This is a genomic window from Gordonia sp. VNK1 (assembly GCF_040049135.1).
Taxonomy (GTDB): Bacteria; Actinomycetota; Actinomycetes; order Mycobacteriales; family Mycobacteriaceae; genus Gordonia; species Gordonia oleivorans.
On record NZ_JBDZDJ010000008.1, the window covers coordinates 110536 to 130429 of the forward strand.

Genomic DNA, 19894 nt, shown 5'->3' on the forward strand with positions numbered 1-19894 from the left:
TCCCGTTGAGTGGGCGCCGTTTCCCGTCGAGTGGGCGCCGTTTCCCGTTGAGTGGGTGCTCTTTCCCGTCGAGTGGGCGTTCCGTCTCCACCCGCGCATGGGCGATATGCACACTCGATCAGATTCGACGCACACTCGACGCAGATCAGCGCCCACTCGACGGGAAGTAGCGCACACTCGACGCAGATCGGCGCACACTCGACGACGTCAGCGCACGCTGCGGCGTGACGTGAAGCGCCGGTGCTCACCGCTGATCGGGTCGGTGAACGCCAACGAGTACGCCACCAGACGCAGCGGCTGCGAGAAGTCACCGTGATCGGGCCGCGCGGCGAGGTCGGCGTCCACCTCCGGATAGAGCGGATCGCCGACGATCGGCACGCCGAGCGAGGCCATGTGCAGCCGGAGTTGGTGGGTGCGGCCCGTGTGCGGGACGAGGCGATAGACCGACCCGTGGACGGATCGTTCGACTTCGGTGATGTCGCTGATCGCGTTGACCGGACCGTCGACGACGCGTGCGCGCAGGTCCCCGGCCGTCTTCTCGATGCGATCGCGCACCGTCTGCGTCCCGGACCAGTCGGCCGGCGAGGCCAGAGCGCGATACTCCTTGTCGACGCGACGCGTGGCGAACAGGTCCTGATAGGCGGCCCGCACTTCGGGGCGGAGCGTGAACAGCAGCACGCCCGCGGTGAGGCGGTCGAGACGATGCGCCGGGGCCACGAGGTCCGTGCCGAGTTCTCGTCGCAACCGGACCAGCGCCGTCTGCGTCACATGCCGACCCCGGGGCATCGTCGCCAGGAAGTGGGGTTTGTCGACGACGACGATGTCGTCGTCGCGGTGGAGGATCGGCAGGTCGAACGGGATCGGCACCTCGTCGGGCAGGTCCCGGTAGAGGTAGACCGAGCTGTTCATGGTCGCCGGCGCGGACAGGTCGACCGGCATGCCCTCGGCGTCGACGACCTCGCCGCGGTCCGCACGCGCCTGCAGTGCCTCGTCGGACATATCCGCCAGCGACGGGGTGGTCCGAAGGCAATCGCCGATCGTCGATTCCGGCCCGGAACGCAGCACCACGCGGGTGGCGTCGACCCCGTCGCGGGGCGGCAACGGCGACGGCCGTGACCGGCCCCGACGACGCGGGCGTTCGGGGATTACTTCTCCAGCCGGGTCTTGAGGTTGGCCAGCAGGGCGGCCTGGATCTTGGCGAGGCCCTTGGGTGCGAAGGTCTTCTCGAAGAAACCACCGATGCCGCTGGCATTGCTGTTCCACGTGGTCGTGGTGGTGACGGTGCTACCCGCTCCGGCGGCTGCGACCTTGTATGTCGTCACCATCGTCGAGTTCTCGTCGCGTTCGGTGATGGTGTCCGGAGAGACGGCCACGGTGGCCTTCACGTCGCGCTGACGCTTGGAGGTGGCCTGCAGGATCCAGTGCACGACGGTGCCGTCGCCGTTGCCTCCGCTGATCACCGCGTAGTCGCGGTACTGCTCGGGCAGGATCGCCGGGCGGACCTCGTTGTAATCGGCGAGCGCGCCGATCACGGCGTCCGGGGTAGCGGCGATCTCGGTCGACTGGCTTGCAGAAATCTGACCCACGGGCCGGGCTCCTTCGTCAGGTATTGATTGGCGGGCATGAGGCTCAGGTCCTAGGCTAGCCAAGTGAGCTCTGCAGACTTGGAGATGGGGGCAGCGGCATTCGAGGAGGGCGTGGCAACCCTCCTGAACAGTTATCGCGCCATCCCTCCGCAGGCCACTGTCCGACTCGCGAAGAAAACCTCGAATCTGTTCCGGGCGCGGGCGAAGAATCCACACCCCGGCCTGGATGTGTCCGGTCTGGACCGGGTGATCTCCGTCGACGCCGAGGCCAGAACCGCCGACGTCGCGGGCATGTGTACCTACGAGAACCTCGTCGCCGCCACGCTGCCGTACGGCCTGGCGCCGAAAGTCGTTCCGCAGTTGAAGACGATCACGCTGGGCGGCGCGGTCACCGGACTCGGGATCGAGAGCACCTCCTTTCGCAACGGTCTTCCGCATGAATCGGTGCTGGAGATCGACATCCTCACCGGCGACGGCGAAATCGTCACCGCCACACCCACCAACAGCTATGCCGACCTCTTTTTCGGATTCCCCAATTCCTATGGCACGCTGGGATATTCGGTTCGCCTGAAGATCGAGCTGGAAGTGGTCGCGCCGTTCGTCGAACTGCGGCATGTGCGATTCACCGATCTCGCCGAACTGCAACGGACCATGGATGTCATCGTCGGCGACCGCACCTACGACGGCGAACGCGTGGATTACCTGGACGGCACCGTGTTCACCGCCGACGAGGCGTACCTGACACTCGGGCGCCAGACCGACGAGCCGGGCCCGGTCAGTGACTACACCGACATGGACATCTACTACCGGTCGATTCAGCATGCGCCGCAGGTGACACCCAAACGCGACCGGTTGACGATCCACGACTACCTGTGGCGCTGGGACACCGACTGGTTCTGGTGTTCCCGCGCCTTCGGTGCCCAGAACCCGCGAGTGCGTCGAGTGTGGCCGAAACGCTTGTTGCGCAGCAGTTTCTACTGGAAGCTGATCGGTTACGACCATCGGTTCAACATCGCCGACCGGATCAACGCCCGTAAGGGCCTGCCCGCCAACGAGCGGGTGGTGCAAGACATCGAGGTGCCGATCGAGAACACCACCGCCTACCTCGAATGGTTCCTGGAGAACATCCCCATCGAGCCGATCTGGTTGTGCCCGTTGCGCTTACGGGATGATGCCGGAGCGAAGGGCGGATCGACGGATACATCCAACGCACGGGAGGGTGAGCACACTCGGCGTGTTGCTTCCCGGCCGTGGCCGCTGTATCCGCTGGAGCCGCACCGAACATATGTCAACGTCGGCTTCTGGTCGGCGGTGCCGGTGACCCCGGGCGATCCCGGGCACGCCAACAAGCTGATCGAACGCGAGGTGGCCGAGCTCGATGGCCACAAGTCCTTGTATTCGGAGTCCTTTTACAGTCCCGAGGAATTCGATGAGCTCTACGGGGGCGAACATTATCGGTTGCTCAGAAAGCGGTACGACCCCAAGGGCCGACTGCTGGACCTCTATGCGAAAGCGGTGAAACGGCAATGACGACCTACAAGGACAGCGCGCCGACCAACGGCGTCATCACGAAAACCGATGCCACACAGGGCAAACTCAATCTCGCGCAGGTCTTCGAATCCATCATGGGCGGCAATCTCAACATACGGATCACCGCCTACGACGGCAGTTCGGCCGGACCCGAGGACGCCGAGTTCGGCCTCAACCTGAAAACACCGCGGGGAACCACCTATCTCGTCACCGCCCCCGGCGACCTCGGACTCGCACGGGCATATGTCGCAGGCGATCTCGAGTTGATCGGTGCGCATCCCGGCGATCCGTACGGAGCACTGCAGGCGCTGGCGTCGGACCTGGAGTTCAAGCGGCCATCGCCACTCGTCCTCGCCCAGATCGCACGCTCTCTCGGGATCGAGCATTTCAAGCCCATCGCCCCGCCCCCGCAGGAGGCCCTGCCCCGGTGGCGGCGGTTCGCAGAAGGCCTGCGGCACAGCAAGGCTCGCGACGCCGAGGTCATCCACTATCACTACGACGTCTCCAACACCTTCTACGAGTGGGTCCTCGGACCGTCGATGACCTACACGTGCGCCGTCTACCCGGACCACGATGCGTCGCTGGAAACCGCGCAGGACAACAAGTATCGGCTGATCTTCGACAAGCTCCGCCTCAAGGCCGGCGACCGCCTCCTCGACATCGGTTGCGGCTGGGGCGGAATGGTGCGCTACGCGGCCCGCCGTGGCGTCAAGGTCCTCGGCGTGACCCTCTCGGCCGAGCAGGCCGAGTGGGCGCAGCAGGCCATCATCGACGAGGGCCTGTCCAATCTGGCCGAGGTACGTCACAGCGACTACCGCGATGTGCCCGAGGCCGAGTTCGATGCGGTGTCGTCGATCGGCCTCACCGAACACATCGGCGTCGGCAACTATCCGGCGTACTTCTCGTTCATGCGCGACAAGCTCCGCGTCGGTGGAATGTTGTTGAACCACTGCATCACTCGTCCGGACAACGGGAAGAACATGCGTGCCGGCTCGTTCATCGACCGCTACGTCTTCCCCGACGGCGAACTCACCGGTTCCGGCAAGATCATCTCCAAGCTCCAGGACATCGGTGGCGTCGAGGTGATCCACGAGGAGAACCTGCGTTATCACTACGCGATGACGCTGCGCGACTGGAACCGCAACCTCGTCGAGCATTGGGATGAGGCGGTGGCCGAGGTCGGCGAGGGGACCGCCCGCCTGTGGGGTCTCTACATGGCCGGCTGCCGCATCGGCTTCGAGCGCGACATCGTGCAGCTGCATCACGTCCTCGGCGTCAAACTCGACGCCAAGGGCCGTCAGGATCTTCCGCTGCGCCCGTGGTGGGACGCGTAGTCACGCAGTCGCATGGCCCCAGTGGTCGAGTAGCTCTACTGGTCGCGTTACCGCGCCGCGTACGTCGATGACGTTGCGCGCGGCGGAAATACATCCGACGCACGACCATTGACAGCGCTCTGCTGTGCGTTGACAGCGCTCTCCCCCACGTTGACAGCGCTCTGGAGCGGATCCTCGGACCACGCAGACCATCAATCCGAGCGCTGTCAGTGCAGGACAGAGCGCTGTCAGTGACTGCGTAAGCGCTGTCAACGTCCGACAGAGCGCTGTCAGTGACTGCGCGAGCGCTGTCAACGTCAGACAGAGCGCTGTCAGTGCGTCGTCAGATCCCGCGTTCGGTCGAATCGATCGGTGTGGCACCCAATTCCGTCTGGAGCAGGTCGAGGGCGAGCTTGTCGGGGTCGATTCGGGCGTCGGGTGTCGCGTTGTGGGCGTCGGCGACCATCTCGGCGCGTTCCGCGTCGGGGATCTCCTCGTCCGGTCGTGGCGGCTCCGGTTCGGGTTCGGGCTCGGGTTCCGGTTCCGCAGCGACCGCCTCAGAGCCCGCCTCGGGTTGGCGGGCACGACTCGGCCGCGCGTAGGTCTGCCGCTTGGCCGCGCTCGTGCCCTGCTGCGGTGCGGTCGAGGTGCCCGGTACCGCGGCGGTGGCGTCACGAAGGACGATGCGCACCTCGAGATCGCCACCGAAGGTCTCGTTCAATGCCTCACGGATGATCCCCACCGCGTGCTGCGACGACAATCGACCGACCAGCACCTCGATGGGATGCCCGAGAGTGACCGTGGTGCCGTCGAAGTCGTCGACGACGGCCGCCGATAGCATCGGCTCGAGACTCTTCGACCGCGATCGCACCGCGGTGCGCACCTCTTGAAATCGCTTGCGCACGGTGTCGAGGTCGAGACCGGCCGACGGTGCCGGTTCCGGCTCGGGCGCCGGTGTCGGTGCGGGCCGCGGTGTGGCCACACCCGGCTCGTCCGGCGGCACCTCGTACTCGTCGACGGGTTCGTCGGGCAGCGGGATGTCGTCTTCGTCGGCGACCGGCGCCGGTGCCGGTCGTGGGCGTGACGGCGGTTGCGGCGCAGTCGGATTCCCGCCTCCGCGTGGGCCCGGCATGGTGGTACCGGCCTCCGGACGGCGCGGCGCGGCTTCCGGTGCGGGAGCAGGTGCGGCGGCCAGGGATTCGTCCGGTCGCGACGGCTCGGGCTCCGGCGGCACCTCCACGGGGGTTGAGTCCACAGGGGCCGACTCCACGGGGGTCGACTCCGCCGGAGCCGGGTCCGGCTGTGCCGGTGGGACTTCGGATTCCGGCCGGGCCGCAGGTTCCGGCCGAGCCGCAGGTTCCGGCCGAGCCGCAGGTTCCGGTGCGGCCGGGCGCTCCTGCGCAGCCTTGCGTTGCGACGGACGCACGTACTTCGGCGGCGGCTCGTCGGCCGGCGGGGCGGACACCGGCGCCTGCGGCACAGGCGAGGACGACACAGACGTCGGCGGCACCGTCGGCGCGGATGCCGCCGCGGCACCCGACGCTGCGGGCGCGGCCACGACCACCCCGGATTCGAGCCGTTCCAGACGCTGCAGCAACGCCGCGTCGTCGGCGGAGGTGGTCGGCAGCAACATGCGTGCGCACATCACCTCGAGCAGTAGTCGCGGCGAGGTGGTGCCGCGCATCTCGCCGAGCGCGTTGTGCACGATCTCGGCGAAGCGGGTGAGTCCACCCGGTCCGAGTCGTTCGATCTGCGCGGTCATGCGCGCGAGCTGATCACCGGGCGCCTCCACCAGGCCCCGCTCGGCCGCATCCGGAACCGCTTGCAGCAGAATGAGATCGCGAAGTCGTTCCAGGAGATCCACGGCAAAGCGGCGTGGATCGTGTCCGGCGTCGACGACCTTTTCGACGACGGCGAACAGCGCGGCACCGTCGGCGGTGGCCAGGGCGTCCACGGCATCGTCGATGAGCGCGATGTCGGTGACGCCGAGCAGCGCGAGCGCCCTGTCGTAGGTGACGCCCTGTTCACCGGCACCGGCCAGCAACTGATCCAGAATCGACAGCGAATCACGGGGCGAACCGCCACCGGCACGGATCACCAGAGGGTAGACGTCGGCGCCGACCTGCACGCCTTCCTGCGCGCAGATGTTCTCCAGCAGTCCACGCATCACCGGCGGCGCCAGCAGTCGGAACGGATAGTGGTGGGTACGCGACCGGATGGTCGGCAGCACCTTCTCCGGCTCGGTGGTCGCGAAGACGAAGATGAGGTGCTCCGGCGGCTCCTCGACGATCTTGAGCAACGCGTTGAAGCCCGCGTTGGTGACCATGTGGGCCTCGTCGACGATGAACACCCGGTACCGCGACTCCGAGGGAGCGTAGAACGCGCGATCCCGCAGCTCACGGGTGTCGTCGACGCCGCCGTGGCTGGCCGCGTCGAGTTCGATGACGTCCAGATTGCCCGGACCGCCGGGTGCCAGGGCGACACACGACGCGCACTCACCGCACGGTGTCGACGTCGGACCCTGTGCACAGTTCAGCGACCGCGCCAGGATGCGGGCCGAGGACGTCTTGCCGCATCCGCGCGGCCCCGAGAACAGGTAGGCGTGGTTGATCCGGCCACTGTCGAGCGCGCGGCTGAGGGGATCGGTGACATGCTCCTGCCCCACGACTTGGGCGAATGTCGCCGGGCGATAGGTGCGATACAGAGCCACGCGTCGAGAGTACCGGCGATCACCGACAGTCCGATCCTCTCCCCCACAGGGTCCTCGTCGGTGAAGTTTGACTATTCGCATTTAACACTTACGGGCAATTCTTCTACTTGACACGGCGTTAAGTGAATTCTAGGTTACTTGCCATCCGAGTTGTGCAGATCACAGTTCGGCACCGGACGAGATCCCCACCACCGAACCAGGCGTTGTGCGCCGGAGGTTGCCCAATGACCAGTAACCCGCTGACCAGTAACCCGCTGACCAATAACCCGCTGACCAATAACCCGAGAAACCCGCTGACCGAACTCCCGAGGACCGACACCCCACCGACGGCCGTCGGTCGCGACCGTCCGGCGTCGGCGCCGCCGCGGGAAACGGGCTCGACGCCTCGACGTCGCCGGGCCACCGGGACGCTGGTTGCGGCGTCGGCGGCGGTGATGGTGGCCCAGATCGCCAATGCCCTGCCCGGCGCCCTGAACGGTGTCTTCCAGGAGACCTTCAGCACCGTGGGCTCCCAATTGACTTGGATCACAGCGGCATTCATGATCCCGGTGGTCGTTTTCGAGCTCACCTTCGGCGTGCTCGGCGACCGTTTCGGCCATCGCCGCATGGTCGTCGGCGGCACGGTCCTGGTGGCGGCGGGCTCACTCGTCGCCATGTTCGCCTCGACGATCCAGATGATGTGGGTGGCCTCGGCCATCAACGGACTCGGCGCCGGTGCGATCTTCCCGGCCTCACTCGCCCTCGTCGCGTCGGTCGCGACGACGGTGCCCGAACGGGTTCGCGGCATCGCCGTCTGGGCGGGCTTTCTGTCCGCCGGTTCGGCCGTCTCGCCACTTCTCGGCGGCGTACTCGCCGACCTCGGCTGGTGGCAGGGGTCGTACCTGGTGGTCGTCGTCGTGTCGATCCTCGCCGCCGGGCTGACCGTGGTTCTCGCCGCGGATTCGCCCAGACACCCGGACCGTCGCGGCGACATGTGGGGGCAGATCACCTTCGCCGTCGGGTTGATCGCCGTGCTGTACGGGCTCGTGCAGGGACCCGAGGTCGGATGGGAGGCCAGGCCGGTCGTCACCACACTGGCCGTCGGTTCGGTCCTGCTGGTCGCCTTCGTCGTGATCGAGTCCCGGGTGCGTAACCCACTGCTGGATCTCACCCTGTTCCGCAACCGCCACTTCAGCGTGTCCTCGCTCGTCGCGGTCGTCGGCATGTTCGCGTTCCTGGGCGCGTGCTACTCGACCAGCATGTGGCTCGGCCCGGTGCAGCATCAGAGCCCGCTGTACACCGGCCTGATGTTCCTGCTGTTGCAGGGACCCGCGTTCGTGTTGATCCCCGTCATCAGCCGCCTGCAGATGCGGATTCCGTCGCACCTGCTGCTGACCGTCGGTTTCGTCTCGATGGCCGCCGGGGCCTTCCTCGCGTCGACCAATGATGTTATGTCCCAGTCGGTTTCACAGTTCGTCCTGCCGTGCCTGCTGGTCGGCATCGGTTTCGCCTTCACCCTGTCGCCGATGTCCGCGGTGGCGGTGAACTCCGTTCCCCGCGAGCAGACCGGCACCGCGAGCGCGGTCACCAATCTGCTGCGCGACCTGGGCTTCGCCCTCGGTCCGGTGCTGGTCGGTGCGATCGCCCTGAGCACCGCGGGCACACAGCTGATGAACGGCCTGCAGAGCTCCGGGTTGGCGCCGGCCGACATGGGCCCGGCGATGGGCATCGCACAGGCCGGCGGCCCGATCGCACTGAACTCGATCCCGGCCGGCGCGCCCGGATCGGTGGCGCATCCGATCGCGCTGGAATCACTGGGGAGCGGCTTCGCCCACGCCTATGTGGTGGTCGGTGTCGCCGCGGTGGCCGCGGCCATCCTGAGCTTCGCCGGACTGCGTCCGGGCGCGATCCGCGAGGAGATCGTCGAACCGAACACCGGCGGGTTCCCGGCGACGGGCGTGCCGGCGGCCTGACCGGCCGCCGGTGAAACCGCCGCCATCGGCCGTGTGAGCTACGTGCTCACACGGCCGTCACGCTGGTGAACTGTTCCCGCAGTTGGTATTTCAGCACCTTCCCGGACGGATTGCGGGGCAGCGCGTCGACGAACTCCAGGCGCAGCGGCAGCTTGTACCGCGCCAACTGATCCGCCGCGAACTCGCGCAACTCCTCCAGCGACACCTCGTGTCCGGGGGCGGTGGCGATCACCGCGGTGACGGCCTCACCCCACTTGGCGTCCGGCAGACCGAGAATCGCGATCTCGGCGATCGCCGGATGGCTGTAGAGGACGCTTTCCACCTCGGCCGGGTAGACGTTCTCACCGCCGGTGATCACCATGTCCTTGACGCGGTCGACGACGTAGATGTAGCCGTCCTCGTCCTCGCGGCCGACATCGCCGGTGTGGAACCATCCGCCGTCGTCGATCGCCGCCGCGGTGGCACCCGGATTGTTCCAGTAACCGACCATCACCTGCGGTCCGCGCACACAGATCTCGCCCGGTTGTCCCACCGGGACAGGAGAATTCGTCGCGTCGACGAGCCGCACATCGGACAGCGGCAGCACCTTGTTGCCGGCCGCGCCGATCTTGGCGGCCGACTCGTCGACGCTCATCACCAACGCCAGGGGTGCCGTCTCGGTGAGCCCATAGCCCTGCGCGAAGGCCAGGCCACGCTCGGCGTAGCGTCGCATCAGCGGTTCGGGAACCGGCGCACCACCGCACACCAGGTAGCGCAGCGAGGAGAGGTCCGCGGTCTCGAACTGGGGCACCTGACTCATGAAGAGGTACATCGCCGGAACGCCGAACATCGTGGTGACACGGTGCTTTTCGATGTCGGCGAGGGCCACCACCGGATCGAAGGACTGGGCCAGGACGATGTGTCCGCCCTTCTGCAGGGTGATCAGCGTGGTGACATTGAGGCCACCGATGTGGAACAGCGGTGCGGCGCAGTAACTGATGTCCGAGGAGTCGACGTCGAGACAGAACAGCGCATTGACGTTGTTCCAGAACAGATTCCCGTGCGTGAGCATGGCCCCCTTGGGGCGACCGGTGGTTCCCGAGGTGTACATGATCACGGCCACCGCATCGGAATCAGGTTGCGCCGGAGCCGAAATCGGCTCGCTACCGGCGATGAGTTCCTCCACCGAGGCCCAGCCGTCTCGCGCGCCGACGGCGATGCGACGCTGCAGGGGCAGCGGTTCGTCCCCGGCGTCGACGACCGCGGCGAGATCCGGGTCGGCGATCAGGGTGTGCGCCCCGGAGTCGTTGATGATGTAGGCCAATTCGGTTCCGGTGAGCCGGAAGTTCAACGGCACGAACGTAGCACCGGCCCGGGCGGCGGCGAACATGGCGGTGAGGAACATCGGGTTGTTGAGCCCGAGGTAGGCGACGCGGTCGCCGGCACCCACGCCACCGTCGACGAGGGCGGCGGCCAGGCGGTCGATCCGATCGGAGAAGTCACCGAAGGTGAGCGTGTGGTCACCGAAGGTGATGGCGGGTCGATGCGGACCGATCGCGGCGCGCCGCGCGATCCAGGAGCCGAGGTCCATGGTTTCCGGGGTGCTCACGCGGGTCATGACGATTCTCCTATGGCGAGGGATGCGCTGATGGGACGGCCACTCGGGGCCGCCGACGCTGACAGCGTAGAACGTAACCCGCATCACAGGAACAGTTTCAGTGAACTTTGACTAACTCAATTTCCCGGGACGTGGCGACACCGATGTCACGTCGGCCGGATCAGGCACCGCGGACCGTCGCCCCAGCACCACGATGGTGGCCAGCACCGTACCGAGGAAGATCGCGTTGTAGGGGTACACCAGGAAGAACTGCGCCCAGGCCGGGCCGGTCTCGGCCTTGAAGAACAAACCCATCAGGTACGCGTCGGGCATCACGCGGTTGACGAACCACATCGGATACGCGAAGTGGGTGCGCCACGCGAACGCCACCAGCACGAGCAACACGCCGCCGGCTCCCGCAAGCATCCGTCGGATCGGCGAGAGATCGGTTCGCAGCACCAGGTCCACGCAGATCACCAGCACCGGGACGAACCACACCCAATGATGTCCCCACGACATCGGGGAGATCGCGCAGGAGGTCATGCCGACCACCGACAACGCCAAGAGCTCATGCCCGTTGCGGTGGGCGAGGACGGCCGCGGTCATGCCCAGCCCGAGGGCGATGAGGACCACCGTCAGCCACAGCAACTGATTGGGGGCGTCGGAATGTGCGAGGTTGGCGATCATGCCGCGCAGCGACTGATTCCCGAGGGTCTGGGGTGCCCCGACCCGGTTGGAGTCGAAGAGTTTGTCGGTCCAGTACGACCACGAGGCGCTCGGCAGGAAGACGAAACCGACGACCATGGTCAGCAAGAAACCACCCACGACCCCGGCCATCGTCCGCCATCGACGCAGCAACGCGTAATACAGCAGGAAGATCAGCGGGGTGAGTTTGATCCCGGCGGCGATGCCGGCACCGATGCCCTTGAGCCGTGACCCGTCGGGCCGGAGCAGATCGGCGAGGATCACCAGCAGCAGAAAGACGTTGATCTGGCCGTACCAGATCGTCGTGCGCACCGGTTCGAGCAGCATCGACACCGCGACCAGCCCGACGGCCAGGCTCCGCAGTGGCCACGTCGCGCGCCGCCCCAACGCCGCGAAGCACAACATGATGACGACGTAGAGCGCGACGATGATGCCGATACTCCACACGATCCGCGCGGCCTCGAAGGACATCCACGCGAACGGCATCAACACCACGACCGAGACCGGCGCATACGTGTAGTCCATCTGCCCGAGCAGTTTCGCGTCGTAGAGGCTGCCGCCCTCCCACACCGTCCGGGCACCCTCGCGGTAGACGTCGAGATCAAGCTGGTAGTCGAACAATCCCCAGAACGGCGTGGTGAACGGCATGATCGCGTGCTGACACCACAGTGCGATCGCGGCGAGGATCAGTCCGAGCGCAACCAGTCCCACCGGCCGGGCGACGTGCGTCGGGGTGCGGCTCACCCGGTCGGTGGTCGGCCCACCGTCGGTCAGCATCGGCCTACCGGCACGCCCACTCCTCAGGCGTCGATCGCGGAGATCAACGTCTCCGTGGCGGCGAGCAGTACGCAGGTGGCGACGCCGTCCATCGCGACCTGGAGGTCATCGGTGCTGGGGAAGGTCGGTGCGAGCCGGATGTTGCGGTCGTGCGGATCGTTCTTGTACGGGAAGGCCGAGCCCGCGCCGGTCAACGCGATACCGGCCTCCTTCGCCAGGGCGATGGTCCGTTTGGCGGCACCGTCGATGACGTCGAGGTTGATGAAGTAGCCACCCTCGGGTTCCGACCAGGATGCGACCTTGGATTCGGCGAGCCGGTCGGAGAGGATGTCGAGGACCATCGTGAACTTCGGCGCGAGGATCTCGCGGTGCCGGGCCATGTGGGCGCGCACGCCGTCGGCGTCGCCGAAGAACTTCGCGTGCCGCAGCTGATTGACCTTGTCCGGGCCGATGGTGGCGAAGCCGACGTTCTTGACGAACCAGTCGACATTGGCCTTCGACGACCCGAAGAAGGCGACGCCGGCACCGGCGAAGGTGATCTTCGACGTCGAGCCGAGCACGTACACGCGGTTCGGGTGCCCGGCCTCGGCGGCCCAGTCGAGCACCGGGAACGGTGGCGGCGGGGCGTCGACGAGGGTGTGCACCGCATACGCGTTGTCCCAGAAGATACGGAAATCGTCGGCCGCGGGCATCGACAGCAACGCGCGGGTGACCTCCTCGCTGAAGGTCACGCCGGTCGGGTTGGAGTAGGTGGGGACCGCCCACATGCCCTTGATGCTCGGGTCGGCGGCGAGGAGTTCGGCACACACCGCGACGTCCGGGCCGTCGGGGTTCATCGGCACGGTGATCATCTCGATGCCGTACTGCTCGGTGATCGCGAAGTGGCGGTCGTAACCGGGCGCGGGGCACAGGAACTTGACCGGTCCCGAGCCCCACGGCTGCGCCGAATCCGGGGTGCCCTTGAGCAGGCCGAAGGTCACCAGGTGATGCATCAGGTCGAGACTGGCGTTGCCGATGGCGATCAGATTGGCAGGGTCGACGGCAAGGAGTTCACCGAAGATCGCGCGGAGTTCCGGAAGTCCGGTCAGGCCCCCGTAATTGCGGGTGTCGGTGCCGTCGGCGGCCCGGTACTCGTCACCGGGCAGCGCGAGAAGTTCGTTGGACAGGTCGAGCTGCTCGGGCGCGGGCTTGCCGCGGGTCAGATCGAGTTTCAGGCCGGCCGTGCAGAGCGCGTCGTACAGCTTTCGGAGGTCGTCCTGGGTGGCGCGGAGTTCGTCGGCACTCTTCGAGTGAAAGTTCAACGCGGGACCTCTCGCGAAGCCGACGCGAGCGGGTGGGCGCCGGCGAAAGTGATCGGGGATGTGAGATCTGTAGGGGACCCCGCGCACCCGAGAGAGCCCGTTGACCCTTGCTGCCTTCCGGCCCTGGGGGAGTTCACAGGATGCACGCCGCGCGGGATCCGTCGTCAAGTGTAGCGAGTCGGATCGGACCCGGATCACCACCCCCGAAACGGCACCGGAAAACGGTCGAATCCGACCATTGCGGCATCCGCTGCGAGGTGGGTGACGCCGCCGTAGCGTCGGGCAGATCCCCACAAGGGATCGTCCACCGCACGACGTCTCACCACCCCAGGAGATTGAGAACCCATGGCCTCTGTCGACCAGAAGGCGCCCGCGTCCACCGGGCACGGCTCGCTCGGATCGAGCCTCAAACCACGTCACATCACGATGATCTCCATCGCCGGGGTCATCGGCGCCGGCCTGTTCGTCGGCTCGGCCAATGCCATCGCCAAGGCCGGACCCGCCGTCCTCATCTCCTATGCGATGGCCGGCACGCTCGTCGTCCTGGTGATGCGGATGCTCGGCGAGATGGCCACGTCCAACCCCGACACCGGATCGTTCTCCGTCTACGCCGACCGCGCCCTGGGCCGTTGGGCAGGATTCTCCGTCGGCTGGCTGTACTGGTGGTTCTGGGTGCTGGTCATCCCTGTCGAGGCCACCGCGGCCGCGGCGATCCTCACCGACCTGATCGGTGGGGCGCAATGGATGTGGGCCCTGGCCGTGACGGTGCTGCTGACCGTCACCAACCTGGTCAGCGTCGGCAACTACGGCGAGTTCGAGTTCTGGTTCGCCCTCATCAAGGTCGTCGCCATCGTCGCGTTCATCGTGATCGGTGTCGCCGCCATGCTCGGCTGGATTCCCGGTTCCCATGTGAGCGGGATCCACCATCTCTGGGAGCCGGACGGCTTCATGCCCAACGGTTTCGGCGCGGTGATCGCCGGCATGCTCATCACGATGTTCTCGTTCATGGGCACCGAGATCGTCACCATCGCCGCGGCCGAATCGCCGAACCCGGAGAAGGGCATCACCAAGGCCGTCAACTCGGTGATCTGGCGTATCTCATTGTTCTACCTGGGCTCGATCTTCGTGGTCGTCGCCCTGCTGCCCTACAACCAGCTCCCCGACGGGTCATATCAGTCGGTTCTGCAGGCAATCGGCATCCCGGGCGCCGCGGTGATCATGGACATCGTCATCCTGACCGCCGTCGCGTCGTGCCTGAACTCGGCGCTCTACACCGCCTCCCGCATGCTGTTCTCCCTCGGCACCCGCCACGACGCCCCGTGGGCCGTGCGGCGGTTGACCCGCAACGGGGTGCCGTGGGTGGCGGTGCTGCTGTCGATGGTGATCGGGTTCGTCGCGGTGATCGGCAACTACGTGCTGCCGGACAAGATCTTCGCGTGGCTACTGGCCACCAGCGGTGCGATCGCCCTGTTCGTCTACCTGACCATCGCCGCGAGCCAGCTGAAACTCGGACGCAATCTGCGGCTGGAAGGGCATCGGCCGCCGGTCAAGATGTGGTTGTTCCCCTACCTGACCGGCGCCGTCATGGTGTTCATCGTCGCGATCCTGATCCTGATGATCTTCGACGATGGTCAACGCCAGGCCATCATCTTCTCCGCGATCTCCGCGGCGATCATCGTCGGTGCCGGCGTCGTCGTGCAGAAACGCAGCACCGATCCACATCCGGTGGCGCCGGCGGAGGACTGATACTGGGCGATCACGGACGAGACCGCCGAGGAAAAAGGCCCGGTCCCGCTGGATCACAGCGAGGCCGGGGCTTCGGCGGAGGATAGGAGATTCGAACTCCTGAGGGCTGTTAACCCAACCCGCGTTCCAGGCGAGCGCCATAGGCCACTAGGCGAATCCTCCAACGACGGTCGATCATACTGGTCGGGCCGTCGCAACCCAAACCGCCCGGTGCCGTCCTCACCGATCGCCGCCAGTGACGAAGCCGCCGTCACCGGGCTACGCCGGTAGTCCTTGCGCCCTTCACCGTCAGCGGCTGCCCGGCGACCATCAGCACCACCGTCTCCGAGGCATCGGAGATCACTGTGTTCAGCCGCCCCAGCGAGTCCCGGAACAACCGGCCCGATACCGAGGCCGGCACCACGCCGCTGCCCACCTCGTTGCTCACCGCGACCACCGGCTGCTCACACGCCGCCCATGCCGATACCAGGTCGGCGACATCAGCCTCCACCGCCGTCAGGTCACCGCTGTCCCACACTCCGTGCAAATCCATCCGCGCCGTCAACCACGTTCCGAGGCATTCGATGAGCACCGGGCCGCTGGCCTCGCGCAGCGCCGAGGTTACATCGGTGGTCTCGACGGTCACCCAGGCCGGCGGGCGTCGACGACGATGCTCGGCGACCCGTGATGCCCACTCGGCGTCGCCGTCGGCCGCAGCGCCAGCCGCCACCACCGTCACATCGGCTCTGTCCAGCAACGACTCCGCGTACCGAGACTTACCCGACCGCACCCCGCCGAGCACCACCGTCCGCGCACCCCGACGGGCGCAATCCTTCATGGTCTCCTCCATGACATCACCCGGCCCACGCAGCGGCACCACCGCCGGACCGTCGGGCCGGCCCAGCACCTCCACCCGAGCACCGTATACATCCGAAACACGTTGTGCGGTCAGCACTTCTGCCGCAGACCCATCGGCGACGATCTGCCCCTGCGCCATCATCACGAGTCGCTCCCCGTAGTGCGCGGCCGCGGTGAGATCGTGCATCGCGGCGATCACCGTGATGCCCGCGTCCCGGCGCATGGAATCGACGAGGTCGAGCACCTGCTGCTGATGACCGATGTCGAGTGCACTGGTCGGCTCATCCAACAGCAGGACCCGCGGCTCCTGCGCCAGCGAGCGCCCCAACACCACCCGCTGCAGTTCTCCGCCGGAGAGCGCCGTCGCGAGGCGGTCGGCCAGGCCACCGAGACCGAGACGGGCGATCACCGCGTCGACGACGTCGTCGTCGTGCGCCGTCTCCGTGCCGAAGCGTGGAATGTGCGGCGTACGTCCCAGCCGGATGAGTTCGCGCACCGTGACGCCGTCGGGTACCACCGGTCGCTGCGGCATCAGGGCCACCGCCCGGGCCACCGCGCGCCGAGGTGAGCGGGCCGGCGTCAGCCCGGCGACCTCGACCTCACCGTCGAAGGGCACCAGGCCCACCATCGCGTGCAGCAGGGTGGTCTTGCCACAACCGTTGGGCCCCACCAGCGAAACCCATTCGCCGGGGGTAACCGTCAGATTCACCTCGTGAAGTACCGGACGGCCGCCGCGCTGCACCGCGAGCCCCGCGCACCTCACCGTACCGGTCATGCCGCACTCCGGCTGCGACGCAGGACCAGCAGGAAGAACGGCGCTCCGATGGCCGCGGTCACCACGCCGATGGGAAGTTCGCCGGGCGCGGTCACGGTCCGGGCGATCACGTCGGCCAGCACCAGAAACGCACCACCCACCAGGAGAGACAGCGGCAACAGCAGACGATGCCCCGGTCCCATCACCAGCCGGACGGCATGCGGTATCACGATGCCCACGAAACCGATGAGCCCGCTCGCCGACACCACTGCGGCGGTACCCAGAGTCGCCACGCCAATCAGCAAGAGCCGCACCCGTTCCGGCGCGATGCCCAGGCTCGACGCCTCGACGTCGCCCACCGCCATCACGTCCAGCGTCCGCCGGTACAGGGCGATGACCGCCACCGACACCACCACATACGGCAGCACCCGGGTCACCTCGGTCCAGCCGTCGGTGGACAACCGCCCCAGCATCCAGGAGTAGACCTGGCGCAACGTGTCGTCGTGGAACTGCATGAAGAACGTCTGGATCGCGTTGGTGAAGGCGGCCACGGCGACGCCGGCGAGGATGATGACCACCTCACTGCGCCCACCGCCCACCGTCTGCCCGAGGGCATAAGTGGCGAACACCGCGATCATGCCACCGGCGAAGGCGGCCACGGGAACTCCCGTCGACCCCATCACCCCGCCGGCGACGATCGCCAGTGTCGCGCCGAGGCCCGCCCCGCTGGAGACGCCCAGCAGGTAGGGATCGGCGAGCGGGTTCCGAAACACACCCTGGTAGGCGGCGCCCGCGATCGCGAGCATCGCACCCACGATGGCGCCCAACACCACCCGGGGTATCCGCACGTCCCAGAGAATGGTCTGTTGGCGGGGTGTGAGTCCGGAGTCGATGTTCACCAGGGGCAGCCGGTCGACGATGTCGGCGAGTATGCCACCGGGCGTCAGACCCGCGGGCCCCACCAGGATGCCGACCAGCATCGAGACGATCAGCGCGAGCGCGGCGACACCCAACGCGAGAACGCCGCGCCTGCCCACTCCGGTCATGGTGCCGGTGCGGTGACGGGGATATCCTTCACGATCCCGGCGACCTGATTGACGAGGTCGACGATGCGGGGTCCCCACCTGCTGGCGATGTCGCCGTCGAGGACGTGCATCTGGTCGTCCTTGACCGCGGCGATCTGGCCCCAACCCGCCCGTGCCGCGACCGCCTGTGGCGTCACCCCGCAGCATTGCGCGTCGGCGAGGAAGATGACCTGCGGGTCGGCGTCGAGGATGTACTCCGCCGACAACTGCGGATACCCGTTGCCACCGGTCGCGATCGACTTCAGCCCGAGCATCGTCATGATCTGCCCGATGTAGGTGTTGTCGGTGACCGAGTAGAAGGTGTTGTCCAGCTCGTAGTAGTAGGTCAGCGGCGTCTCGCGGGTGGGCACCGACTGCACCGTCTTGTCGATCTCGGTGCGCATGGACGACACCAGTTCGGCAGCATCGCCCACGTGCCCGGTTGCCGCACCCACCTGCTCTATTTGCGTGTACGTATCGTCGAGGGTCTTGGCCGCAGGCAGTTGCAGGACCTCAACGCCGGCTCGCTTGAGCTTGGCGATGATGCCGTCGCTGTCGTCGGAGAGGACCACCAGGTCAGGGTCGTAACCCAGGATCGCCTCCAAGTTCGGCGTGTAGCCCGAGAGCCTGGTCTTGGGTGCATCGGATGGATAATTCGACTGGTCGTCGACGGCCTTCACCTGATCCCCGGCGCCCACGGCGAAGAGCATCTCGGTGGCGGTTGGGCTCAGCGAGACGATGGCGTCCGGGTGCGCCGCCCCGCTCCGGTCCGCCGGGGTGGTGTCGGTGTCCGCACACGCCGCGAGCAGCGCGAGAACTGCGACGAGCGAAGCGAGCAGCGATGATTGGCGTCGCGACACGGCACCGTCCTTCGTCCGAGGATCAGTTGACTACCCGACGCATCGGCTGATCTGGCTCACCCTTCGGGCTCACAATTGCGCCGACAGCGCCGGATTCGCACCGGCTTCCACCGAAGTCGCGTCAGGTGTCCCGCCGGGTATGCCTCCGGCAGAACATGTGAAGGGTAGCCCAGCGGCGCACCGGCGCCATCGGGATGGCCGAGACCACCCACTCGAGCCCTGACAACGCACGTACGCTCGATGTCGTCGGGTCTGCAACCCGCGCCGGTCACCGACCCGCACCGATGCCGACCCGCACCGATGGCGCAGTGGAGAGGAAACCATGTCTGGTCCGTCGAGCCCATCCGTACCGATCGCCGTCCTCGGGGCCACCGGCGGCCAGGGCGGAGCCGTCGTCGATTCGCTGCTCACCGCTGGGGTGCCGGTGCGCGCGGTGGTGCGCTCCCCCGGCTCCGAGCGCGCCCGGGCGCTGGCCGATCGCGGCGTCGAGCTCGTCGTCGGGGACATCGTCAGCGGCGACGGCCTCACCGAGGCGTTCACCGGTGCGGCAGGCGCGTTCGCGTTGACCACTCCGTTCGAGACCGGCGTCGACGCCGAACTGGTCCAGGGCGACGCCATCATCGCCGCGGCCACCGCGTCGGCCCTTCCGTACCTGGTGTTCAGCTCGGTGGCCAGCGCGAACCTGAACACGGGTGTGCCGCATTTTGATTCGAAGTTCCGGGTCGAACAGCGCCTGGCCGCCACCAGCATTCCCCACACCGTCGTCGGGCCGACCTACTTCTACGACAACATCTTCGGCAGCAAGGATGCGATCGACGCGGGACTGTTGCTGATGGGGATGCCGGCCGATCAACCACTGCAACAGGTGTCGCGCGCGGATCTCGGGGACTTCGTCGCGGCCCTGTTCGCCGATCCGCAGGCGCACGTGGGGCGGCGCATCGACATCGCATCGGACTCGGTGACACCGGGACAGATGGCGGCGGTCCTCTCATCGGTCCTCGGCACCGAGATCCGCGCGGAAGCCTATGATCCGGAACGGATCTCATCACCGGACATGCGGGCGATGTTCACCTTCCTCGGAACAACCGGCTACTCCGTCGACATCCCGGCACTACACCGCGAGTTCCCGGCGGTCGGGTGGCAGTCATTCGCCGAGTGGGCGGCAGGCGCTTTCGGCTGATCG

The 19894-nt window shown here is 67.0% G+C and carries 14 protein-coding genes, 1 tRNA gene and 1 other RNA gene; 5 read left to right on the plus strand and 11 right to left on the minus strand.

Features of this window, described 5'->3' with window-relative positions:
- Nucleotides 1–207: 207 nt before the first annotated feature.
- On the minus strand, nt 208–1101 hold the full coding sequence (locus tag ABLE94_RS12345) for a pseudouridine synthase (RefSeq protein WP_348808872.1): 894 nt from the start codon (nt 1099–1101) through the stop codon (nt 208–210).
- A 44-nt stretch (nt 1102–1145) separates the two neighbouring features.
- The gene (locus ABLE94_RS12350; RefSeq protein WP_348806314.1) at nt 1146–1586 is read right to left on the minus strand and encodes an SRPBCC family protein; all 441 of its coding nucleotides are present in this window, start codon (nt 1584–1586) and stop codon (nt 1146–1148) included.
- 84 nt (nt 1587–1670) lie between these two features.
- Here ABLE94_RS12350 and ABLE94_RS12355 point away from each other — a divergent pair, with 84 nt between their 5' ends.
- Both ABLE94_RS12355 and ABLE94_RS12360 read left to right on the plus strand, forming a co-directional pair.
- Nucleotides 1671–3116 (plus strand): FAD-binding oxidoreductase, encoded by a 1446-nt coding sequence (locus ABLE94_RS12355; protein WP_348806340.1) that lies wholly within the window; start codon nt 1671–1673, stop codon nt 3114–3116.
- Nucleotides 3113–4450, plus strand: coding sequence for a class I SAM-dependent methyltransferase (locus tag ABLE94_RS12360; protein ID WP_348808873.1), 1338 nt, complete (start codon nt 3113–3115; stop codon nt 4448–4450). The genes ABLE94_RS12355 and ABLE94_RS12360 overlap by 4 nt, the downstream gene beginning before the upstream one ends.
- 322 nt (nt 4451–4772) lie before the next feature.
- Here ABLE94_RS12360 and ABLE94_RS12365 read toward each other — a convergent pair whose 3' ends face one another.
- Nucleotides 4773–7139, minus strand: a complete 2367-nt coding sequence (locus tag ABLE94_RS12365; protein WP_348808874.1) for a DNA polymerase III subunit gamma and tau — start codon at nt 7137–7139, stop codon at nt 4773–4775.
- A gap of 224 nt (nt 7140–7363) precedes the next feature.
- Between ABLE94_RS12365 and ABLE94_RS12370 the strand changes: the two genes are divergently transcribed.
- On the plus strand, nt 7364–9091 hold the full coding sequence (locus ABLE94_RS12370; RefSeq protein WP_348808875.1) for an MFS transporter: 1728 nt from the start codon (nt 7364–7366) through the stop codon (nt 9089–9091).
- Between the two features lie 46 nt (nt 9092–9137).
- Here the strand turns inward: ABLE94_RS12370 and ABLE94_RS12375 are convergent, their stop codons facing one another.
- The 4 genes from ABLE94_RS12375 to ffs all read right to left on the minus strand — a co-directional run bounded on the left by ABLE94_RS12375 (nt 9138) and on the right by ffs (nt 13613).
- Nucleotides 9138–10688: an acyl-CoA synthetase gene (locus tag ABLE94_RS12375; protein ID WP_348808876.1), complete on the minus strand. Its 1551-nt coding sequence runs from the start codon at nt 10686–10688 to the stop codon at nt 9138–9140.
- 111 nt (nt 10689–10799) lie between these two features.
- Nucleotides 10800–12020 carry a glycosyltransferase 87 family protein gene (locus tag ABLE94_RS12380; RefSeq protein ID WP_348808924.1) on the minus strand — a complete coding sequence of 407 codons (1221 nt, stop codon included), beginning with the start codon at nt 12018–12020 and terminating at the stop codon, nt 10800–10802.
- A 152-nt stretch (nt 12021–12172) separates the two neighbouring features.
- Complete coding sequence (locus ABLE94_RS12385; protein WP_348808877.1) at nt 12173–13450, minus strand: aspartate aminotransferase type Ic; 1278 nt, start codon at nt 13448–13450, stop codon at nt 12173–12175.
- Between the two features lie 68 nt (nt 13451–13518).
- Nucleotides 13519–13613, minus strand: an RNA gene (ffs, locus tag ABLE94_RS12390) — signal recognition particle sRNA small type.
- Between the two features lie 182 nt (nt 13614–13795).
- On the opposite strand from ffs, the gene ABLE94_RS12395 reads away from it, so the two are divergent.
- Nucleotides 13796–15196, plus strand: coding sequence for an amino acid permease (locus ABLE94_RS12395; protein ID WP_348808878.1), 1401 nt, complete (start codon nt 13796–13798; stop codon nt 15194–15196).
- 76 nt (nt 15197–15272) lie between these two features.
- Here ABLE94_RS12395 and ABLE94_RS12400 read toward each other — a convergent pair.
- The 4 genes from ABLE94_RS12400 to ABLE94_RS12415 form a co-directional block, all read right to left on the minus strand.
- Nucleotides 15273–15358 (minus strand) — tRNA-Ser (locus ABLE94_RS12400).
- Nucleotides 15359–15446: 88 nt separating this feature from the next.
- Nucleotides 15447–16808, minus strand: coding sequence for a bifunctional adenosylcobinamide kinase/adenosylcobinamide-phosphate guanylyltransferase (locus tag ABLE94_RS12405; RefSeq protein WP_348808879.1), 1362 nt, complete (start codon nt 16806–16808; stop codon nt 15447–15449).
- Nucleotides 16805–17833: a FecCD family ABC transporter permease gene (locus tag ABLE94_RS12410; RefSeq protein ID WP_425476190.1), complete on the minus strand. Its 1029-nt coding sequence runs from the start codon at nt 17831–17833 to the stop codon at nt 16805–16807. Before ABLE94_RS12410 ends, ABLE94_RS12405 begins: the two co-directional genes overlap by 4 nt.
- Nucleotides 17830–18711 (minus strand): ABC transporter substrate-binding protein, encoded by an 882-nt coding sequence (locus ABLE94_RS12415; RefSeq protein WP_348808880.1) that lies wholly within the window; start codon nt 18709–18711, stop codon nt 17830–17832. Before ABLE94_RS12415 ends, ABLE94_RS12410 begins: the two co-directional genes overlap by 4 nt.
- Nucleotides 18712–19033: 322 nt before the next feature.
- Between ABLE94_RS12415 and ABLE94_RS12420 the strand changes: the two genes are divergently transcribed.
- Nucleotides 19034–19891 carry an NmrA family NAD(P)-binding protein gene (locus ABLE94_RS12420; RefSeq protein WP_348808881.1) on the plus strand — a complete coding sequence of 286 codons (858 nt, stop codon included), beginning with the start codon at nt 19034–19036 and terminating at the stop codon, nt 19889–19891.
- The last annotated feature ends 3 nt before the right edge of the window (nt 19892–19894 follow it).